A 19,090-nucleotide genomic window follows, 5' to 3' on the forward strand; every position below is an offset into this window, starting at 1 on the left:
CATCGGTGAGGTCGCTAGGGTAAGCTGCGCGTTCCACCGTTAAAGCCTAAAACATTTCCCATGGTTAGGGCCTCAGATAGCCTCTTACTGGCCTCGGCCCGAACTAAATTCAAAAGTGCCCGGCTCAATGGGCAGTCGGTATTAAGTATTAATGAGCACAAAGCACTATGTGAAGTTGGCCTACAGTAAAGTGTGAATGAGAACGAAGTGGAACAGGCGCTCAGGCAGCCCGCCATCCGGCTCTGGCGGCGTATGGTCTACACCACCCACAAAAAGGTCAGGGAAGTAGAAGCGCAGCTGGCCCCGCTCGACCTGACCATGACCGAATTCGATCTGCTGGCAGTGATCCGCAGGTTTGACGGAGCAACGCAGCAGGAAGTCGCCCAGCGCCTGCTGTTTACTGAGACGAACATGTCGTACCACGCCAAGCGCCTGACGGCACGCGGCCTGATGGACAGGCAGTCCAGGGGTAAACACAAATTGCTGACATTGACCGCCGAAGGGCGTCAGCTTATTGACCAGGCGCTCCCGCTGGTGCTTGGGATTCACAAGACTCAGTTTTCCGATCTGAACGACGAAGAATTAAAGCTCCTGAGGGGGCTGCTGCGCCGCCTGAAATGAGAGTTCTAATGACGGATTCAGTAAGTTCCTAGTAAGTTCTATGTAAGAAGCTTGCAGCTATGGTTACGCAGGTTTGGGGAAACGGCCCTAATCCGCTCTGCTTCGCCGCTTTACCAGTCTGCTCACGGCGAGTAGGCAATCATCACCCGGCAGGGACCCAGTTCAAACTGAAGTGCCCGTGCCTTGTGGAAAGCTTGGTAGTTGTGTGCGTAGATTAGCACAGTCCAGTCTGGTAGAGGTAGCCCTGCGCCGCTTAAGCAGACGAAAAGTACCCCTAATGGGGGCAGTGGCTTAACACGTTGCATTAAAATTTTGTTGTGAGTACAATTAAAGTCCTGATGTGCGCCTGAGACAGTTAAGTAAACATCAGGTCAGTAAGCCACTGCTCACCGCCATCTTTCTCCGGGTTTGCCCAGTCGGCTCACGCCACCAAGGAGTTTTACATGAAGTTAAATAAGATGCTGGCCCTCGCAATTTCGCTCTCGACAGGGATGGCGCTTGGTGCACCTGTCACCGCTGGTACGGCCATTACCAACCAGGCCTCGGCGGATTTTGAGGTTCTTGACCCCACTAGCACGACCCCTACCACCCCCATCACCGCTAGTTCTGTTTCGAACATCGTGACCACGACGGTGTCGGCGGTGCCCAGCTACACGATCACGCCCAACGCGGGCGACGCTGCGCTGATCAAGAACAATGTGCCCGCCAGCACGAACACCACCTTCACGTACACCGTGACCAACACCGGTAACACGCCGCTCGTGATCGCCCTGAGCTCTGCGAACACCACCACGGACACCGCGCCTACCGGCGTGACCCTCTCGGCGACCACCGTGACCGTGCAGCCAGGCGCGACCGCGACCGTCACCCAGACGTACACGGTGGGCGGGACTCCGGCCACCTATGGTCAGAACCTGATCGGTACGGCCACGTACGACTCCACCCCCAGCGCCGATGGTACGGGTGACTCGTACACCGAAACCTTCACCGGCAACGTGGATAACAACAACCAAAACAAAGCCATCGTGGCTGCGGTGACCACGGCGACGCCCGGCAGCCCCACCACTGGTACGGTTACGCCCATTCCTACCGATTCCACTAACCCTGGCATCACCCCTGTTGACACCAATAATCCGACCGGTCCAGGAACGACCTCTACTGGCTACACCAATCCCAGCGTGCCTGGGGGCGCGACCCTGCCTGGCGCTGGTACGCCCGTTCAGGTGGCTCCCGATGGCAGCCAGAACGCTTACCCCAAGGCTGACGCCGACGGCAACCCCGATGTGGTGACCATGACGGGCACGGCTCCTAACAACAGCACTGTTCCGGACAACATTACTGTTGGCCCTGCCACGGTGCCTTCCACGGCTCCCGCCGGGACGACGGCCACGCTGATCAACCCCAAAACGGGCAACCCCTTCGTGACTGGGGAAGTGCCGGTGGACATCAACGGCAACCCCATCACCGGCGCGACCGTGACCGTGAATCCCGACGGCTCGGTGACGTTCAATAACGTGCCCGCCGGGCAGGCGCCCGCCTACACTGTGCAGGTCACCTACCCCGACGCCGGTGCGGACAACACGGGCACGCCCAAGACGCCTATCGCTGTCACTGTGCCCATCTTCAGCGGGAATGCCGGTGGCCCGGCCGCTGGTTCCGCAGCGCAGATTGCCAGCCCCGTCTACACCGTCAAGACTCCTGGCCTTGACCTGCGGGTAGTCGCGCAGGATACCGGCGCCACGCTGGACGCTTCGGATCAGCCCATCCACCCCAGCACCACGGGCACCACTAACGCCGACTTCTCGACCACCCTGCAGAACACCGGGACCTACAACGACACCTTCAACATCACTGACGGCACCAACGACCTGCCTGCCGGTGCGACCGTGCAGTACCTGCTGAACGGCACGGCCCTGACCGACACCAACGGTGACGGCACCGTGGACGTGGGTGCCGTGACCCCTGGTACCACCGTCACCTTCACCACCCGCGTGATTCTGCCAGCCAACGCTCCTGCACGTGCCGGCTACGCCGTGCGTGCCGTGGCAACGGGCGCCTACTCCACCGCTACCGATACAGACGGCACCCTGTTCAATGTGGGCGTGGTCACGGCTCCTACGCCCCCCGCTGGCAACCCCACCAACCCGCTGTTCCCCATCACCAAGACCGTGGACAAGACCACGGCGGCCCCTGGTGACACTGTGGTGTACACCATCAACGGGAAGAACAACTACAACGTTCCTGCCTGCAAGGTCATCTTCAAGGAACTGGACGGCACCAACACCAACATCTTCGCCAACACCACCTACCAGAGCGTGGCGGGAACGGCCAGCGTGGGCAGCCTGCTCTTCAGCACTGACAATGGTGCGAACTGGTCGGCCACGGCCCCCGCTGGTGGCATCAACCCCGCCAGCCTGTGGATTGGTGTCAACACCAACGGCGACACCACCATCGACAGCGCCGACTGCCTGCCCATCGGCGGCACGGCCGACATCACGCTGACCGTCAAGGTCAAGAACTAAACCTCTTAAGGGTTGGGGAACGCGGGGTTTCCCCTTCTCCAACCCCTCTTTTTTGGCTTTGCCCGCTGTCTTTGTGTGTCTAACTTTCTTTATCTGGCGTCATAAGCCTTTAACCAAAAAAAGACCTCCCCATTTTTTCCATGTTCCCTTTTCGCGCCTTTCAAGGAGCTGTGCCGCTGTGAATAAGCGTTTCTCTATCAGTTTGCTGCTGTGCGCCTCTGTACTGGCGCAGTCGGCTTCCTCCGCGCCCGCTGCTGGCCTGCGCATCACCAACCAGGCTCAGGTCAGCCTTCAGATCCCCTCCGGGCCTGTTACAAATGTGTCGAACATTGTTTCGTTCACGGTTGCCCCGGTCTGTACGGTCAGCGTGACGCCCAACGGCAGCGTCCAGGCTCCGGCCCACACCCTGTCTGTCCTGCCAGGAGAAGGCACCGGATCAGCCTTTGCGTACCAGATTCGCAACCCGGGCAGCGACACCTTTACCTACGTCCTAAGCGCCCAGCAGCCAGGCGGTACGGCCCGCCCGACCCTGACCCTGCGCGGCGACAGCAACGGTAACGGGCAACTGGACAGCAGTGACCAGGTCATCAGCAGCGCCACTGTGGCGGCGGGCGCCTCGGCCCCGGTGTGGCTGGTGGCCCAGACCTCGGCCAGCGACCAGGGCAATGCCCAGGTGAACCTTGTGGCGAGCTGCGCGGGCGGGCAGAGCGACACCGACAATGTCTCGGTGCTAACGGTCAGCCCGCCCCCCGTTCTGGAAGTGAACAAGGTGTTCGGCGCAGAGATCCTGAAGCCCGGCGCGCAGACCGATGTGACGATCACGCTGCGTAACACGGGCGCCCTGGGCCGCGATGTCACGCTGACTGACCCGCTGGCCGAGCAAGCTTCGCGGGGCCTGACCTACGTGGCGGGCAGCGCCCGGACCACGGCAGGTACGCTGGAATACAGCGCCGATGGCACCACCTGGGCCGCCACCGAAGCGCAAGCGGTGACCGGCCTGCGCGTGCGCCTGCCCACCCTGGCTGCGGGCGCCGAGGTGCGCCTGACCTTCCGGGTGCAGGCCAGCGCCGCCGCCGAAAATCAGGACTTCGTGAACAACGCCACGGCGGTCGCGGGTTTAGTCAGCGCCCAGGCCAGGGATTCGCTGCGCGTGCAGTACCGCCCTGCCGTCGCTATTGGCCCGGCTGGTCAGCCTGAAGCCCAGGGGGACGCCGACCGCCAGACCCGGCCCTTTGCCCTGGCCGAGCAAGACACCTGCTTTGAACACACGGTCAAGAACACGGGCGACGTGCAGGACAACTTCACCGTGAGCGCTACCGTCCCTGCGGGCGTGACGACCACGGTGCGCGGCGCGGACGGCGCGGCCCTGGCGCAGCCCTTTGCCCTCGCAGCCAGGGCCACCTTGCCTGTGCGCGTGTGCTACCTGCCCACGGCGGCTCTGGCAGGAGCACCCCTGAAAGCCACCGTGACGGTCGGCGCTCAGCGCGGCCCGCAAGACACCACCCTCGACGAGGTGGGCCGCATTGAAACCAGGCTCCCGCAGCTTCAAAAGTCCGTTAGTAAGGAAGGCGACCCCGCCTGGCAGCTGGGTGAGAGCGTGACTTCCGGCGACGTTCTAACCTACACCCTGCGCGTGACCAACCCCTACAACGGGCCACTGACGGGCGTGCAGGTGTCTGACCCGCTGCCTGCCCATCTGGACAAGGTCACAGCGTCGGATGGTGGCGTGGTGACGGGCGCACCCGAGGCCCAGACCGTAGCCTGGAACATCGGCATCCTGGCGCCCGGTGAAACGCGCACCCTGACCATTCGCGCCAGCGTTAGCGCCAAGGCCGTGGACGACGAGCAGCTTCGCAACGTCTTCCAGCTGGTCAGCACCGACTTCCCGCAGCCGCTGGAAAGCAACGCGGTGAGTGTGGCAGTCTGGAACACGGCTCCCGCCATCAAGAAGGAAGCCAGCCCTACCGCCGTGACGCTGGGCGACGTGGTGACCTACACGCTGACCCTCATCAACAAGTCGCCCAGCGCGGCCCTGACCCGCGTCATCGTCAACGATGCGCCGGACTCGCGCCTTCAGTACGTGCCCGGCACCTCGCTGCTCGACGGCGTGGCCATCCCCGACCCGACTGCTCAGCCCGACGGCACCCTGCGCTGGAATGTTGACCGCATCGGCGTCGGTGCCCAGCGCCGCTTGCAGTACGGTCTGCGCGTGATGCCCGGCGCGACAGGCGACCTCAACAACACCGTCGTCATGCAAGGTCGGGGAGCCAGTGGACAGGCCAGGGCCATCGCCAGCAACCGCGCCTACGCCAACATCAAGGTGCAACTGCTTAACTTTGCGCCTGTCTCGGACATCCTGGGCCGCGTTTATCTTGACCTCAACGCCAACGGCGTGTTTGACGAAAAGACCGACCTGCCCATGAATGGCGCACGCGTCATTCTGGCGGGGGGCCGACTCTCGCTGACCGATGCACGGGGCCGCTACCACTTTGGCAACGTCCTGTTGGGCACCCAGGCCCTGCGACTTGACCCCGCCAGCGTGCCCTACGCCAGCGCCGAAGGCAGCCCCGCGACCCGCACTCTGCATCTCCAGGGCCTAACCACCGCCGACTTCGCGCTGCGCCCCAACGAAGGTAGCTTGGGCCGCCGCCAGAGCTGGCCTGTTGGCCCCGCCACCCTCACCAAAACCGTGACCCCGCTTCCCAACGGAGAAGTAGCCGTGCGCCTGAGCCTGAAAAGCCCCCGGCTACTGGGCGAAGTCACGCTGACCGACACCCTGCCCGCAGGAGCACGCCTAAGCGCTGGGACAAACACCCTGAGCGGCGCCCTGCCCGCAGAGGGTCTGACCCTGGAGTACCGCTACTTGCCCGCTTCGGCCATCTCTTCTCTCCCGCTGACCAAGCCCACTGTGGCGTGGAAGGAGTAATGCTGTGAAACGTAGCCTGACCCTCCTCACCACCTTGGCCCTGGTCGCCTCGGCGTCCGCCCAGACGACCCGGCCAGTCTCACCGCCGCTTTTGCCGTCTCAGACGGCAGAGATCAGCGCAGCGAGTGAGCAGCGCGTCTCTCTGCCCTTTAGTCTCAGCACAGATCAACTGGGCACAGACTCGCTGCTGCTGGCCCAGCCGCTGCCCCAGGGCGTGAACTACCAGCCTGGCAGCGCCCAACTGAACGGCCAGGCTCTGCCCGACCCGCTGCGCGGGCGCAGTGGCACGCTCTACTGGCGACTGACGCCCGCGCAACTGGCCCCCCTTCTGGTCGGGACCGACCATCAGCAGGTCATTGGCGAACTCAGCCTCGTTCTGGAGGGCGCAGAAGGGGCCATTGCCGCCCTGCCCGCCGCGCAGCTTCAGGTGTTGGCGGCCAGCGGGCAACTTAGGCCTATTCTGGGCCACGTCGACGACCGCGACTGGGTGACGGCCACGCCGCTGGCCCAGCCCGGAACGCCCTTGGAAAATGCCGGACGCATCAAACTGCCGCTGGACGGCACCGACTACGCCAGCCTTGACCGCGTTACCATCTCGGTGGAAGGGCCACTGGGTGAGCCGCCCGTGCCCGTGGTCAACGGCCAGCCGGTTCCGGCGACCCAGGTGGGCCGCACCGTCATGGACCCCGGTCGGGGCGTGCAGCGCCTGGACTACTACGGCGTGCCGATTCACCCCGGCGTGAACACCATCACACTGGGCGACCAGACCGTGCGCGTACGACTGGCCGGGCCGACCACCCGCTACGACATCGAGCCGCTGCAACTGCTGGCCGACGGCGTGACGCCGCTGCGCCTGCGCATTCGCACCTTCGACGCGCTGGGCGTGGCCACCCAGCCCGACCGCCTGACCCTCAGAACGAACCTGGAACCACTGCGGCCCGACGCCTTCCCCGGCGACGCGGGCTATCAGCTGGCCCTGTACAAGGGCGAGGGCATTGTGGAACTGCGTCCACAGACGACCCCCACCACGCTGGAACTGGACGTGGTGGAAAACGACCGCGTGGTGCGCCGGAGCTTTGAAGTGCGCCCCGACAGTCACGCCGTTGGCGTGGGTATGGTCAGTGCCACCCTGGGCCTGGGCACCAACGGCAGCCTGGGCGACCGCCTGGATTTCCGGGCGCGGGCCTACTACGAGGGGGTCGTCGGCGCGGGCAAACTGTATGTCGCTGCCGACAGGGACGGTCTGCCGACCACCACGGCGAACCTGCCCACCAACTCGCGCAACGTCAACTACGGGGACGCCTCGCAGGAAGTTATTCCGCTGCAAGGGCAAGACCCCATTGCGGTGTCGTACGACCACCCCAGTTTCCGGGCCGAGTACCGCCGCACCGCTGCGCCCATCACCGTCTTGCCGCTGACCGAAACCCTGACCGCGCTGACCCTGACCACCAAAGCCGACCCGCGCTTGGCGGGGTTCGTGGCCCTGGTGCCCACCGAGCGCGTCACCGATGAGCGCCTGGCCCCTAACGGCACGCGCCTGCTGCGCCTATCGCGGGGCGGCGTGGCGATAGGCAGCCAACTGCTGACCCTGATTGAAGTCGGCAGCGACGGTCAGGAAGTCAACCGCCGCACGCTGAATGAAGGCATCGACTACTCTTTCGACCCCGAAACGGGCGTGGTAACGCTGGTGCGCGGCCTGGACCGCGTCAGCCCCAGCCTGAACGAGCAGTATGTTCTGGCGTCCTACCGCCTGCGTGATGGCGGCAGCAATCGCCGCGTCGCCTACGGTGCCCAGATTGAAAAAACAGGCACGGTGGGCAGCGGCACCTACAGCGTGGGCGCGGCGGTGGCCCGAGTAGACCGCACCACCACCTTTGGGGTGGCGGGCCGCTACGAACAGCCCGAACTTCAGGTCAAGGGGCGCGTGATGGCCTCGGGGGGTGTGCTGGCAACAGCTTCGGTGAGTGGCCGCCCAGCCAAGCGCCCCGAGTACGGCGACCAGCCCAGCGGCGGCGACCTCTCGGTGCGCTACCAGAGCGCGGGCTACGCGGGTCTGGAACGTGGCACACACGGCCTTCAGGCCGACGGACGTTACGACCTGCCCTTCTCGCCGCGCCTGGGCCTGCGAATCGAAGGTTCGTATGGACGCGCCCTGACAACCGACAGCGGCTACGTTGGCGCGCAGGTAAACTACCGCCTTCAGCCCTTCACTGTGGGAGCGGGGCTGCGCTACGGCTTCGGTTCCCGCAGCGGCCTGGGTCTCAGCGGCAGCGTGGGCTACCGCCAGGGCCGCGTGGCTACCGAGCTGGTGCATACCCAGCCCGTCAGCGGCACCGTGCTGCCCACCACCGACTTCCGGGTGGACTACCGCCTGACCGAACAGGTCAGTCTCTCGCTGCGCGACACCTACACCTGGGGCGAGGGCAATACGGGCGTTATCGGGCTAAACAGCACCGTGGGCCGCACCAACTACATTGTCGCGTACGAACTTGCCAACGGCAGCGGTCATGAAAACCGCGCCCGCTTCGGCGTTTCGACCACGCTGCCCCTTAGTGAACGCCTGGGCCTGGGCCTGCGCGGGGCTTACCTCTGGAACGTGGACAGCGGCACCTCGGACATCAGCGCCGGGGCCGACCTGGACTACCGCGCCGACACCTTCCGGGCCACCCTGGGCACGGACTTCAGTGTCACGGGCGGCAAGCTGACCACCGTGTTGCGCGGCGGAGTCAGCGGCGACCTGAACCCCCGCCTGAATCTGGCGGCCGACGCCACCGCCGAATTCGGCGCGCGGCAGGGCCAGAAACTGGCGCTGGGCTACGCCTACCGCTCGGGGCAACTGAACAGCCTGGGCTACGCCCGCTACGTGGCCGGCAGCCTGGCAAACGGTGACAGCAGCCTTACAGCAGGAGCAAGCGCCGAGTACCGCCCCCTGTCACGCCAGAACGTACAACTCGCCCTGCGTGCAGGCGCGGACATGCGCGTCACGGGTGACCGCGACAGCCTGACCGTGCAGCCCTACGCCGGGGTCACGGCGGCCTTTAACGACCGGATTCAGGTGGGCGGCTGGGGCCGCGCCCTGCTGCAACCCGCGACCAGCACCACGCTGATCGGTTACGGCGTCGAGGCAGGCTACCGCGTGCTGCCCGGTACCTGGCTGAACCTGGGCTATAACATCCAGGGCTTTGACGGTATCGATACGGGCGGCCTATACACCCGGCCCGGCGCGTATGTGCGCCTAGACCTAACCCTTGATGAAACCCTGAATGGAGTGAAGAAATGAGAAAGAAAATATTGATGGTTGCCCTGGCCCTGGCCCTGGCAGGCGGGGCAGGGGCGCAAACGACGTGTACGGCCCCAATTACGCCCACCGTGCCTCCATTTAACACCTCGGGCTGGACCCTCGCCGCTACGCTCAATGGCGCGCCAACAAGTGTTCCGCTTGCTATTGCTGTTGGTTTTGACTCGTTCAATGATGCTGTAACAGGCACCACCGTTTCCAGCTTGCGCTACGACGCTAACCAGTACGAGGGTGCGAAGGTCGTGACAGCCACAAGCAACTCTGCCATTTCGCTCGGCAATGTCCGTTACCTGAATCTGGCCCTGGCCTGGTCGAATTACGGGATTGGAGATGGGTTTGCTGTACCCATGAGCTTTCAATTTGGCCCTGCCAGTGCGCCAGTCACGTATCTGACGCTCACGACCCCGGCACAGGGCGCTGCCGTCACCGAAACAGTCGATATCTTTCCGGCCAACGGCGCGAAATTGTACAACGATCAGGGGCAGGAAGTTGCCTCGCTGCCTGTCCCTTCCAAAGGCATAAACACAGCCATCGTCGGTTTGCAGAAGTCCTACGACGACGACCGGGTAGCCCGCAAAGATTTCTTCATCAAGTTGCCCGACAACGCTCCCAGCAGTGGTGTGTTCCGCATTGTGTTTGGGCCGCAAGTGAACACGGACATATTCTCCTACGGCGACGACTTCCGGATCTGGATGCCCGGCGCAGTGCCTACCACCTTATGTGTTCGCAAGGAACTTGACACAGGGGCACCCGCGACCTTCGACTTTACCGCTACCGGTCTGACCACCCCCACCAACTTCTCAATCGCGGTGCCGACCAGTAACACCCCCTATGCCAGTGGTGTCACGCCTTACACGGTCGATAACCCCGCTGAGGTCATCATTACCGAGACGACTCCTGGTTATGTGTTGCGAAAGGCGGAATGCACAAAGCCGCTGCTGCCACAGGGCAAGTCCCCGCAAACGACGGTCACGGCCAGAGTCGACAACAGCATATCGATTAAGGCCTTCTCCTTTGGGGGCATGACAGTCTGCACGCTCTACAACACCCCTAAAACTAACCTACCGAAATTTACGGTCGCTAAAACCTTTGCTGGCTTTTTGAATCCCAACGACAGCGCGGCCATTACTGTCGCTGAGGCTGGTGGACCAAGCGCGTCTACCACGGTTAGCAACATCTCTGGCAACCGGACAGGGCAGACCTCGCTGACTGGCACACTCTATAGTTACACGACTACAAACACCGCACCCCTGACCACAGCCACTGGCCGCCCAGCAAGCGTCACGATGTCCGAGTCGCTAACCAGCGCTAACCCCGCCAACTACACTTCTAAATATGCGTGTACGAATGCGGCGGCTACGTCAGCAACCACTTTACCCGCCAACGGTACCGGCAAGAGCGTGACCATCGGTAGCCCCAATTTTGGCGACGACATTACCTGTAGGTTTACCAATGACCTGACTGTCGCCCCCCCCACTACCACCGTGAATGCCACCAAAAGCGGGTTGCAGGTGGTCACGGCTGGTACCGCCGTCGCCTATTCCATCACGGCGAGCAATACGACGGCGACGGCGGTGGATGTTGACCTGACCGACCAGCTCAGTCCTGTGTTGCCTGCGGCCCAGGTGACTAGCATCAGCAACAGCGGCACCTACAATGCTACGAGCGGTCTGGTAACGTGGCCCCGCTTTAACCTTCCCGCCAACGGCAGCGTGACCCGCACCCTGACGGTAGACCTGCCTGACCCGGTCAGAGACTCAACGAATGGCGACAGCTACAGTGGCCCCAATCAGGTGAGCGACACGGCCAGTCTAAAGGCTTACACGGTGGGCACCAACACTCTCCTGGCCAACAACGGCACGCCCTCGGCCAGCCTGACCACCAACCATATCTTTGCCAAGCTCACCAAAACCGTTCGCAATGTCACGACGAACAGCGCGGCGGGCACTTCGGTACCAGCAAAACCAGGCGACATCCTGGAATACTGCCTGAACTACACCAACCAGAGCGCTATTGCGCTGAACACTCTGACGCTGCGTGACACCTTGGTTGCCGGGCAGACCCTCCAAACAGCTGTCCTAAGCCTGACACGCGGCAGCGGGGCAGCCCAGCCCACCACTAACTCTGGAACTGCCACGGTCATCAGCACCACCCTGACCAATGTAGCGGCAGGAGAAACAGGCAGCCTCTGCTTCCAGACGAAGGTGAACAACTAGCGCACCAGCGGCTTAAGCAGGGTGGTGTCCAGAAACAGACCAACTCTGCTTTCAGACGAAGGTGGAACTGGGAACTGCCCTGACTTGACAGGTTGACCCTCTACTTGTACTACGGATTCCGCTCAATTCCGCCCGCAGTCGGGAAGTGGGCAGGCCCCTTTCTGGGTACAGCTCTGACCAAGAGGGCACTGCCTGTACCACCAGAGCGCAGAATCCCTATTTTACCTTCTCGCCTCTGCTCGGGTTGAATCCACAACTTCCCCGTTCAGAGCGTTATTCGCCTTGAGCTTTAGAACAACACGGCACCTCATCTCCCCCGCCCTGCTCGGCGTTTTGTACGCTGTGGCGGTTGACCTCTTTGGGCAGGTCCATCGCGGCATTGGCACTGAAAAAACCGTTGGGCTTCAGCAGAAATCCGGCGTACTCCACCGGCATAATCGGAAAGTCTTCGGGCTTGCAGACGTGGGTATGCCCGAAGGTATGCCACACCACCAGGTCGGTGTTCTCGATGGAGCGGCCAGCAGCGGTGTACTTGGGCAGGCCGTCGCCGCCGGGGTGCTGGTTGGGGTAATCGCCGGAAGCAAACTTTTCACCAGGGGTATAGGGCGTCACCCAGATGTGCCGGGTCGCAAAGCCGCCACGCGCCTGTACGGTCGCTTCGGGGTGGGCTAGCATCAGCGGCGAGGGATTGACAATCAACTTGTAGCCAGTTGGGTTGCCCACGCTGTTTTCGACGCTGGGATTGATGATTTTCCAGTAGGTGCCTCTGCGCCCGTCGGCGACGCCCTCGCTGTCCTGCTCGGTCTTCAGAGTGCGCGAACGGGTTTCAAAGACGTTGCCATAGGGGTTACCGGGACCCAGCGGGACAGGATGAAACTCGGTTTCGGTCACGCTGTTTTGCTCACCGTCTACCATCATGTGCAGCCGGACATTAAAAAAGTGCTGGTGGGTTGGCCCGCCCAGCCCCTCATCCACCATGCCGCCCCAGGGGTACGCCTCGCCGGGCGCGACAGCTGCGGTCTGGATAATGCCAGTCAGCTTGGCTTCCAGTTGAATGGTGCCGTCCTGATACAAATACCAGTAAAAGCCGTAATCATAATTGCCGACCGTGGCAAAAAAGCTGATGACCAGGCGGCGTGAGCGGCGCAGCTCGTGGATGCCAGTGCGGAACTCGTTGTGTTTCCAAAGGGTGCCGTAGTCTTCCTCATGCATACACACGGCGTTTTTCATGTCAAAGGCTTGCCCGAAATCATCCGCCGCCGGGATGTCAAAATAATGAATTAGACCAAGGCAGTCGCAGCCCAGTTCCAGTTGGTTGGCGCATTTGCCCAGGCCGTACTCGCCGCCGTCGAAAGCACTTTTCCAGTAGTGGTTGGCAGTGGGATCGGCGTAAGGCACCACCATTTCGGTCACGCTGGCGCGGTAGATGATGGGGCGCTGCTGGCCGTGGTCGTCATAACTCAGCTGGTGCAGCACCAGGCCCTCACGCGGCGTAAAGCCCACCCGGAATGACCAGTTCTGCCACTGAACCTGCCAACCGTCTACCGTAAAGCTGGGGCCGTCGGGCTGGGTGATATTAAGTGATTTCAGGTCGCTGCGGGGCGTTCCCAGGGCCTCCCCGTTATAGTTGCGCTTTTTGCGTGGAATAGGCACCACACGTTCGTCTACCAGATGCACTACCTTGCCCGCAATTAGGTCAACGTGCGCCACTACCCCCTCGATGGGCCGGGCGTAACCGTTGTCGGTCAGTTCCTCACGGTAGTAGCAGACCGCGTGCACAATTCGCTTGCCGCGCTCATGCTCCAGGTCAAAGTACCCGGCACTGAAAGGATCCACCTGCACCAGTTCCATCTCGGCGTCGTTCAGGCCGCGCTTTTGCATGGCTGCCCGCCAGCCGGGGTCTTCCTTGACAATCCGCTCGGTCTCGGCAAATTCTTCCATCAGGATGCAGGCCTGGCCGAATTCCGAGTCTGGCTCATTTATCTTTTTCAGCCTCACCTGACCGCTGTGCAGGTCGGCAACCGCCTCGAAGGTGTCGCCGCTGCTCTTGTCTAGAATCACCCCGAACGCCTCGCGCTGGAACGGCTGGCCTGGCTGGTACTTCAGCACCGTGTCTTTGGACGGCTCATGCAGCAGCAACTGGGCCACCCGCAGGTGCTCGCCCAGCCCAGAACGCTGCCGAATCAGGTCGCTGGCCCGCTGAATTTCAGCCGTGCTGAGCGGGTCAAGCGGATGAGTGGAGGGGGCGTTGGTTGGCAGATTGGTCATGAGGAACTCCCTTTTTTTGCTAGACTTGGGATGATTTAGCGGTCAACTGAGGGCAGCTGGCTGAGTCCTAAGTGTTGAGACCTGAGCGCTTCCCTCAAACCTCGTCCAGCAGCGTCCCAAACCGCTGATACAGTTCGGGGCGGCTGGCACGTAGCCAGGCACTGCCGCCTACCCCAATCAGGAGCACCAGCAGCAGCAATACCGGGAAACTGCGCACCAGCAGGCTGTCGGTGCCGCTGAGAATCGGCAGGTTGCTGATAACCAGATACAGCGCGTACAGCAGTCCCACAAAAGCCAGCGCGGGGGACACCAGGGTCATCAGAATATTTTCGCCTCGGCTCTGACGCCGAAAAAAGCGGATGATAGCGGCGCATACCAGCAGTTGCAGCCCCACGATACCGATGGTCGCCAGCGCACTCATCCAGTTAAAGACCACCAGAAAGGGGTCGGCCCGCAGCACGATAAACAGCAGCAGCCCAGCCAGTGCCATGACCGTTTGCAGCCAACCCGCCTTGTACGGCGAGGCGTAGATGGGGTGGGTGTGAGACAGCGCCTCCCACAGCAGTCCTTCGCGGCCCAGCGAGTACAGGTAGCGCGTCAAGGCGTTATGAAAGGCCAAGATGCTGGCAAAAATACTGGTCACCAGTAGCAGGCTCATAACGTCGGTCGACAGCGCCCCGACAAACTGGGTATTGACCGTAAACCAGAAGTTGGCCGAGTCCTTGGCCGCCGCGCCTGCCGCCGCATTGATGCCGTGCGCTACCACCACCGCCCAGCTGCTCAGTGCATAAAACACCGTGATGACGCCCACCGCCAGATAAGTCGCCGTGGGAATGGTGCGCTCTGGGTCGCGGGCTTCCTCGCGGTAGAGGGCGGTAGCCTCAAAGCCCACATAGGACGCCAGCGCAAACATCACCGACACACCCAGGCCCTTGCTCACCACCAGTCCCGGCATGAAGGGTTGCAGGCTCAGGCCCTGTGGCCCGCCGCCCCGTAACATCACCGCCAGGTCAAAAATCAACAGGATCAGTAACTCGGCGACCATAAAAAAGCCCAGAAAGCGCCCGTTGAGTTCGGCCCCGCGCATCCCCAGCACCTGCACCAGCGCGGCGGCCACTAAGGCATACACGAACCAGGGGAGCGTGATCCCCAGGTGGGCTTTGAACAGGTCGGTGGCAAAAAAGCCCAGCAGGCCGTACAGTGCCAGCTGAATGGCGGTATAGGAGACTACCGCCAGCAGCGCTGAACCCACTCCCAGAGGCCGTCCCAGCCCGTGAGCGATATACGAGTAGAACGCCCCCGAACTGGTCATGTACTTGGACATGGTGCTGTAGCCAAAGCTAAAGAGCAGCAGAATAAGACCCGCAATCAGATAAGCGCCGGGGGTACCTGCGCCGTTGCCGATGGCGATGGCCCCCGTTGCGCCGCCCAGCATGGCCGTGAGTGGGGCCGCCGCCGCAATCACAAAAAAGACGATTTGCCACGGCCCCAGCGTGTTGTGTTTGAGTGAAGTGGACGTGGTCATGGTGGGGCCTCCTATGGGGTTGTAAGGGGCTAAGGGTTAAAGGGCAACAGGCGGCGGGGGGTTCTAGATGGCACTCCGCGCCCGTCCGTTTTCACCTAGAGCATTTTGCAAAAAGATGGTGCTCTTTTTACCCTCTTTTTGCCGAGTGGAACGAGTGAACAAGAAAGAGCAGGACGTAGAATGAAGGGGGCGGCGGTGTTTTTCCGACGTGCCCGTAATTAGGAGAACTGCTCTAGCTAACGCCTGCACTTGCTACAGCAGCGCCGTAATCACCTTTTCGTGAGTCACGTCCTCGATGCCGCTCCAGCCGCCATTCTCGCGCCCGTATCCGCTTTCCTTAACACCGCCCCAGGGCAGGCGTGGGTCAATCAGCGCAAACCCGTTAATCCACACTGCTCCGGTCTGTATCCGGCGGGCCAGCAGGTTGGCGCGGGAAATGTCACGGGTAAAGATTCCGGCATTCAGGCCATACTTGGTGTCGTTGGCAATTTGCACGGCTTCATCATCGCTATCAAAGGGAATCACGATGCCCACCGGCCCAAAGATTTCTTCTTGCGCTACCGTCATGGTGTTGTCCCCGGCAAAGATGGTCGGCTGCACGAAGTACCCTGGTTGCGCCAACTGTTCGCCCCCGGCCAGCAATTTGGCCCCCTCGGCCTTACCCTGATCGATAAAGTTCATCACCCGCTCGACGCTGCGCTGGTTGGTCAGCGGCCCCATAGTGCTGCTCATGTCCAGCGGGTCGCCCAACACCTGCGCCTTGGCGGCACTACTCAGTCCCTCGCACACCGCGTCATACAGGCTGCGGTGAACCACAATCCGCGTCCCCGCCGCGCAAATCTGGCCCTGGTTGGCAAACAGGCCCATCGCCAGGGTAGGAATGACAGAGCTCAGGTCGGCGTCTTCCAGCACAATCTGCGGAGCCTTGCCGCCCAGTTCCAGGGTCAGCGGTTTGAGATTCTCAGCGGCGCTGCGGGCCAGCACGCGGCCTACCGCCCCTCCCCCGGTGTAGCTGAGCTTGGCTACCAGCGGATGGCGCACCAGCGCGTCTCCGGTCACTGGTCCCAGACCCGGCACCATATTGAACGCGCCCGGCGGAAACCCGGCCTCGCTGAACAGTGCCGCAACGTGCAGGCTGGTCAGGGTAGCGTCCTCGGCAGGCTTGAAGACCACCGTGTTTCCGGCGGCCAAGGCGGGCGCAGCCTTCCAGCCCAGGTACATGGTAGAAAAGTTGTAAGCCCCGATGCTGGCAATCACCCCCAGCGGCTCGCGGACGGTATAGGCCAGCACCGGGCGGCCCTGCATGTCCGGCACAGGAATGCTGCGGCCCTCGAGCTTGTCGGCCAGCCCCGCGTAATAGCGGTAGGTTGCCATCAGGTTGGGTAGGTCGGCATAAAACGCCATACCGTAAGGTTTGCCGCTATCCAGGCTCTCCAGCCGGGCCAGTTTTTCGTGGTCGCGCTCCAGCAGGTCGGCCAGCTTGTACAGCAGCCTCCCCCGCTGCGTCCCGTCCATCTTGCTCCACTCCCCCCCGGCAAACTGAGCGTGGGCGGCGTGTACGGCGCGGTCTATATCGGCAGCGCCCGCCGCGCTGATGGTTGCGAGCACCTCTCCCGTTGCCGGGTTGAAGGTCTGGAACGTGGCCCCATTCTGGGCAGACTGAAACTCGCCGTTGATATAAAGCTGGGTGTACTGAGTAGCCAATGCGGAAAGCTCTTGCGGTGCCGTCATGGTTGACCTCCAGAAACGCGCTCAGGAGAGCCTGAGCAGGGGCGCGAAACATATGGAATTGTTGATGCCCTGTTGTACGCTTCCGGACGGCCCAGGTTCTATAGTGGAAAACCACTAGGCACCTTGGCCAAGCCCTTCACCAGACATCCCCGTTGTCCCGCAGCGTCAGGAGCACCCCCGTACCGATGGAACTTACCCTCCACAACCTCCCAGCCTGGCAAAGGCAGTTTCTGGACGCCCGGCGCAGCGTAACGCCCCGGCCGATGCTGGACGTGGCCGCGCACCTGCTGTTTTACCTGAGCGAGCCAGCCACACTACACGTCCTGGCGCTTGAGCATCTGCTGGTGCGCCTGCACGCTGACCGCGCCGACCTTGGCTTCAGTTCGTCGCAGGCTGAAACCTATACTCCGCAAGCCGAGTTCCGGGTTAGTCGGGACATTCCCAGCGTGCAGCAGGTCAGTTTTCCCAACCGTGACCCCGGAGTCCAAATCGTGTGGAACTCGCCGCAGGGGGTCAGCCTGAACGTGAGGTGTGACCCCGTCGTTAGGAATCTGCGGCCCTTTATGCAGGGCGTCCTGGGCACCCAGAGCAAGCTGGCCCACCGCCTGGAGCATCATAGCGAGGTCTTTGGGATGCTATGTCTGGACCAGATAGTCAGCCCGCGCCAGTGGCACAACGCCGAGAGTCAGTATGTTGACCAGTTTCTGGGCGAGGTGTTGAGTCCGCTGCTGTTTGCCAGCCACCGCTTGCAGGTTCAGCAGGCGGTCGATATCCCCAGCCTGACCCCGGCCGAAAAGCAGATTCTGAGCCTATTTGAACTAGGCCTGACCTCCAAGGAAATCGCCCAGCGTCTTCACAAGTCGCCCAACACGGTGGACAACCAACTCAGCGGGCTGCGCCACAAGCTCGGTCTTCGCAACCGGGTGGAACTGCTGCGAGTCTGGGAGGCCCTGAAGGAAAGGTCAGAAACAAATATGGATTCTCAGCGATGACCTTGCCTAAGTGGCTGAGGTTCCAGCACATTTCGAGATGTAACCTTGCCCGAATCGCCACCCAGAACTTCAACGGCCCCGTCTCCAGAATTGGCGCACGCCACAGCTATTGATGACGTGCTAAATCGGTGTCAATCGGAATCATGAGAGGGAAAATGCTGTTGGCAGCAGTGCTAACTCGCTTCCCCTGGAGGTGCAGTCAGTCAGAAGGCGACATCAACTAACCTCGTTAGCAATAAGTTCCGGCACACCTGGAAAAGCACCAGATCTGCCTCCGCCGGGCAGCTCTGTGAGTCCATAGGTACCTGCCGGGTACAGAGGGCGTGCACTTCATGGCCGAAACCGCCGCGATCCTCAACCAGGACAAGACCGTGCTGCTGCCCGACCTGTGCGCCGGGTGCTCACTGGCCGACACCGTTACCGCACAGGGCATCCGCGACTGGAAAGCGCGGAACCCTAGCGGGCTGGTCGTCACTTACGTGAACACCACCGCCGACGTGAAAGCCGAGAGTGACTACCGCTGCACCAGCGGCAACGCCGTGCAGATCGTGCAGAGCCTCCCGCCAGACGCGCCCATGTTGTTCGCGCCCGACCGCTTCCTGGCCGCGCACGTGATCCGCGAGACCGGCCGCGCCATGGACGTCTGGGACGGCGCCTACCACGTCCACGAGGCCATCCGCCCCGAGGATGTCACGGACCAGCAGGCCGCATACCCGGACGCCGAACTGCTCATCCACTCCGAGTGCGGCTGCTGCACTAAAATTCTAGGCGCTCTGACGGAATTGCAGCTGTACTCCACCGAGGGCATGGTGCACCGCGCCCGACAGAGTGCTGCGCAGGAATTCATCGTCGTGACCGAGACCGGCATGGTCACCCGCCCGAAACACGACGTGCCCGGTAAGACCTTCATTGCGCTCAGCCGCACCGCCCGCTGCGAGTACATGAGATGATCAGCGTGTATCTTTTACTGGATTCCAGGGCAGAAGGCTAG

10 protein-coding genes are annotated in these 19,090 nt (G+C 62.3%); 7 read left to right on the forward strand and 3 right to left on the reverse strand.

Annotated elements, in window-relative coordinates; translation table 11 throughout:
• Positions 1–192: 192 nt before the first annotated feature.
• The 5 genes from QZ269_RS04525 (at position 193) to QZ269_RS04545 (ending at position 11,583) form a co-directional block, all read left to right on the forward strand.
• Positions 193–621, forward strand: a complete 429-nt coding sequence (locus tag QZ269_RS04525; protein WP_291424745.1) for a MarR family transcriptional regulator — start codon at positions 193–195, stop codon at positions 619–621.
• 443 nt (positions 622–1,064) lie between these two features.
• Positions 1,065–3,143, forward strand: coding sequence for a hypothetical protein (locus QZ269_RS04530; protein ID WP_291424748.1), 2,079 nt, complete (start codon positions 1,065–1,067; stop codon positions 3,141–3,143).
• A gap of 178 nt (positions 3,144–3,321) precedes the next feature.
• Positions 3,322–6,069, forward strand: a complete 2,748-nt coding sequence (locus QZ269_RS04535) for a DUF11 domain-containing protein (RefSeq protein WP_291424750.1) — start codon at positions 3,322–3,324, stop codon at positions 6,067–6,069.
• 4 nt (positions 6,070–6,073) lie between these two features.
• The gene (locus QZ269_RS04540; protein ID WP_291424752.1) at positions 6,074–9,349 is read left to right on the forward strand and encodes a hypothetical protein; all 3,276 of its coding nucleotides are present in this window, start codon (positions 6,074–6,076) and stop codon (positions 9,347–9,349) included.
• A complete protein-coding gene (locus QZ269_RS04545; protein ID WP_291424754.1) occupies positions 9,346–11,583 on the forward strand; it encodes a hypothetical protein in 2,238 nt (745 codons plus the stop codon). Before QZ269_RS04540 ends, QZ269_RS04545 begins: the two co-directional genes overlap by 4 nt.
• A 273-nt stretch (positions 11,584–11,856) precedes the next feature.
• On the opposite strand, the gene QZ269_RS04550 is transcribed toward QZ269_RS04545, so the two are convergent.
• The 3 genes from QZ269_RS04550 to QZ269_RS04560 all read right to left on the reverse strand — a co-directional run bounded on the left by QZ269_RS04550 (position 11,857) and on the right by QZ269_RS04560 (position 17,107).
• Positions 11,857–13,851, reverse strand: a complete 1,995-nt coding sequence (locus QZ269_RS04550) for a primary-amine oxidase (RefSeq protein WP_291424756.1) — start codon at positions 13,849–13,851, stop codon at positions 11,857–11,859.
• Between the two features lie 94 nt (positions 13,852–13,945).
• A complete protein-coding gene (locus QZ269_RS04555) occupies positions 13,946–15,376 on the reverse strand; it encodes an APC family permease (protein ID WP_291424758.1) in 1,431 nt (476 codons plus the stop codon).
• A gap of 252 nt (positions 15,377–15,628) precedes the next feature.
• Positions 15,629–17,107, reverse strand: coding sequence for an aldehyde dehydrogenase family protein (locus QZ269_RS04560; protein WP_291424760.1), 1,479 nt, complete (start codon positions 17,105–17,107; stop codon positions 15,629–15,631).
• Between the two features lie 185 nt (positions 17,108–17,292).
• Between QZ269_RS04560 and QZ269_RS04565 the strand changes: the two genes are divergently transcribed.
• Both QZ269_RS04565 and QZ269_RS04570 read left to right on the forward strand, forming a co-directional pair.
• A complete protein-coding gene (locus QZ269_RS04565; protein ID WP_291424762.1) occupies positions 17,293–18,099 on the forward strand; it encodes a helix-turn-helix transcriptional regulator in 807 nt (268 codons plus the stop codon).
• Positions 18,100–18,431: 332 nt separating this feature from the next.
• Positions 18,432–19,049 carry a quinolinate synthase NadA gene (locus QZ269_RS04570; RefSeq protein ID WP_291424764.1) on the forward strand — a complete coding sequence of 206 codons (618 nt, stop codon included), beginning with the start codon at positions 18,432–18,434 and terminating at the stop codon, positions 19,047–19,049.
• Positions 19,050–19,090 lie beyond the last annotated feature (41 nt).

Origin of the sequence: Deinococcus sp. (assembly GCF_018260405.1) — a bacterium.
Taxonomy (GTDB): domain Bacteria; phylum Deinococcota; class Deinococci; order Deinococcales; family Deinococcaceae; genus Deinococcus.

Bases quoted from the DNA above. Each gene is read 5' to 3' on its own strand.
- QZ269_RS04530 (WP_291424748.1), top strand. From the start codon at position 1,065: ATGAAGTTAAATAAGATGCTGGCCCTCGCAATTTCGCTCTCGACAGGG.
- QZ269_RS04545 (WP_291424754.1), top strand. From the start codon at position 9,346: ATGAGAAAGAAAATATTGATGGTTGCCCTGGCCCTGGCCCTGGCAGGC.
- QZ269_RS04550 (WP_291424756.1), bottom strand. From the start codon at position 13,851: ATGACCAATCTGCCAACCAACGCCCCCTCCACTCATCCGCTTGACCCG.
- QZ269_RS04555 (WP_291424758.1), bottom strand. From the start codon at position 15,376: ATGACCACGTCCACTTCACTCAAACACAACACGCTGGGGCCGTGGCAA.
- QZ269_RS04560 (WP_291424760.1), bottom strand. From the start codon at position 17,107: ATGACGGCACCGCAAGAGCTTTCCGCATTGGCTACTCAGTACACCCAG.
- QZ269_RS04565 (WP_291424762.1), top strand. From the start codon at position 17,293: ATGGAACTTACCCTCCACAACCTCCCAGCCTGGCAAAGGCAGTTTCTG.
- QZ269_RS04570 (WP_291424764.1), top strand. From the start codon at position 18,432: ATGGCCGAAACCGCCGCGATCCTCAACCAGGACAAGACCGTGCTGCTG.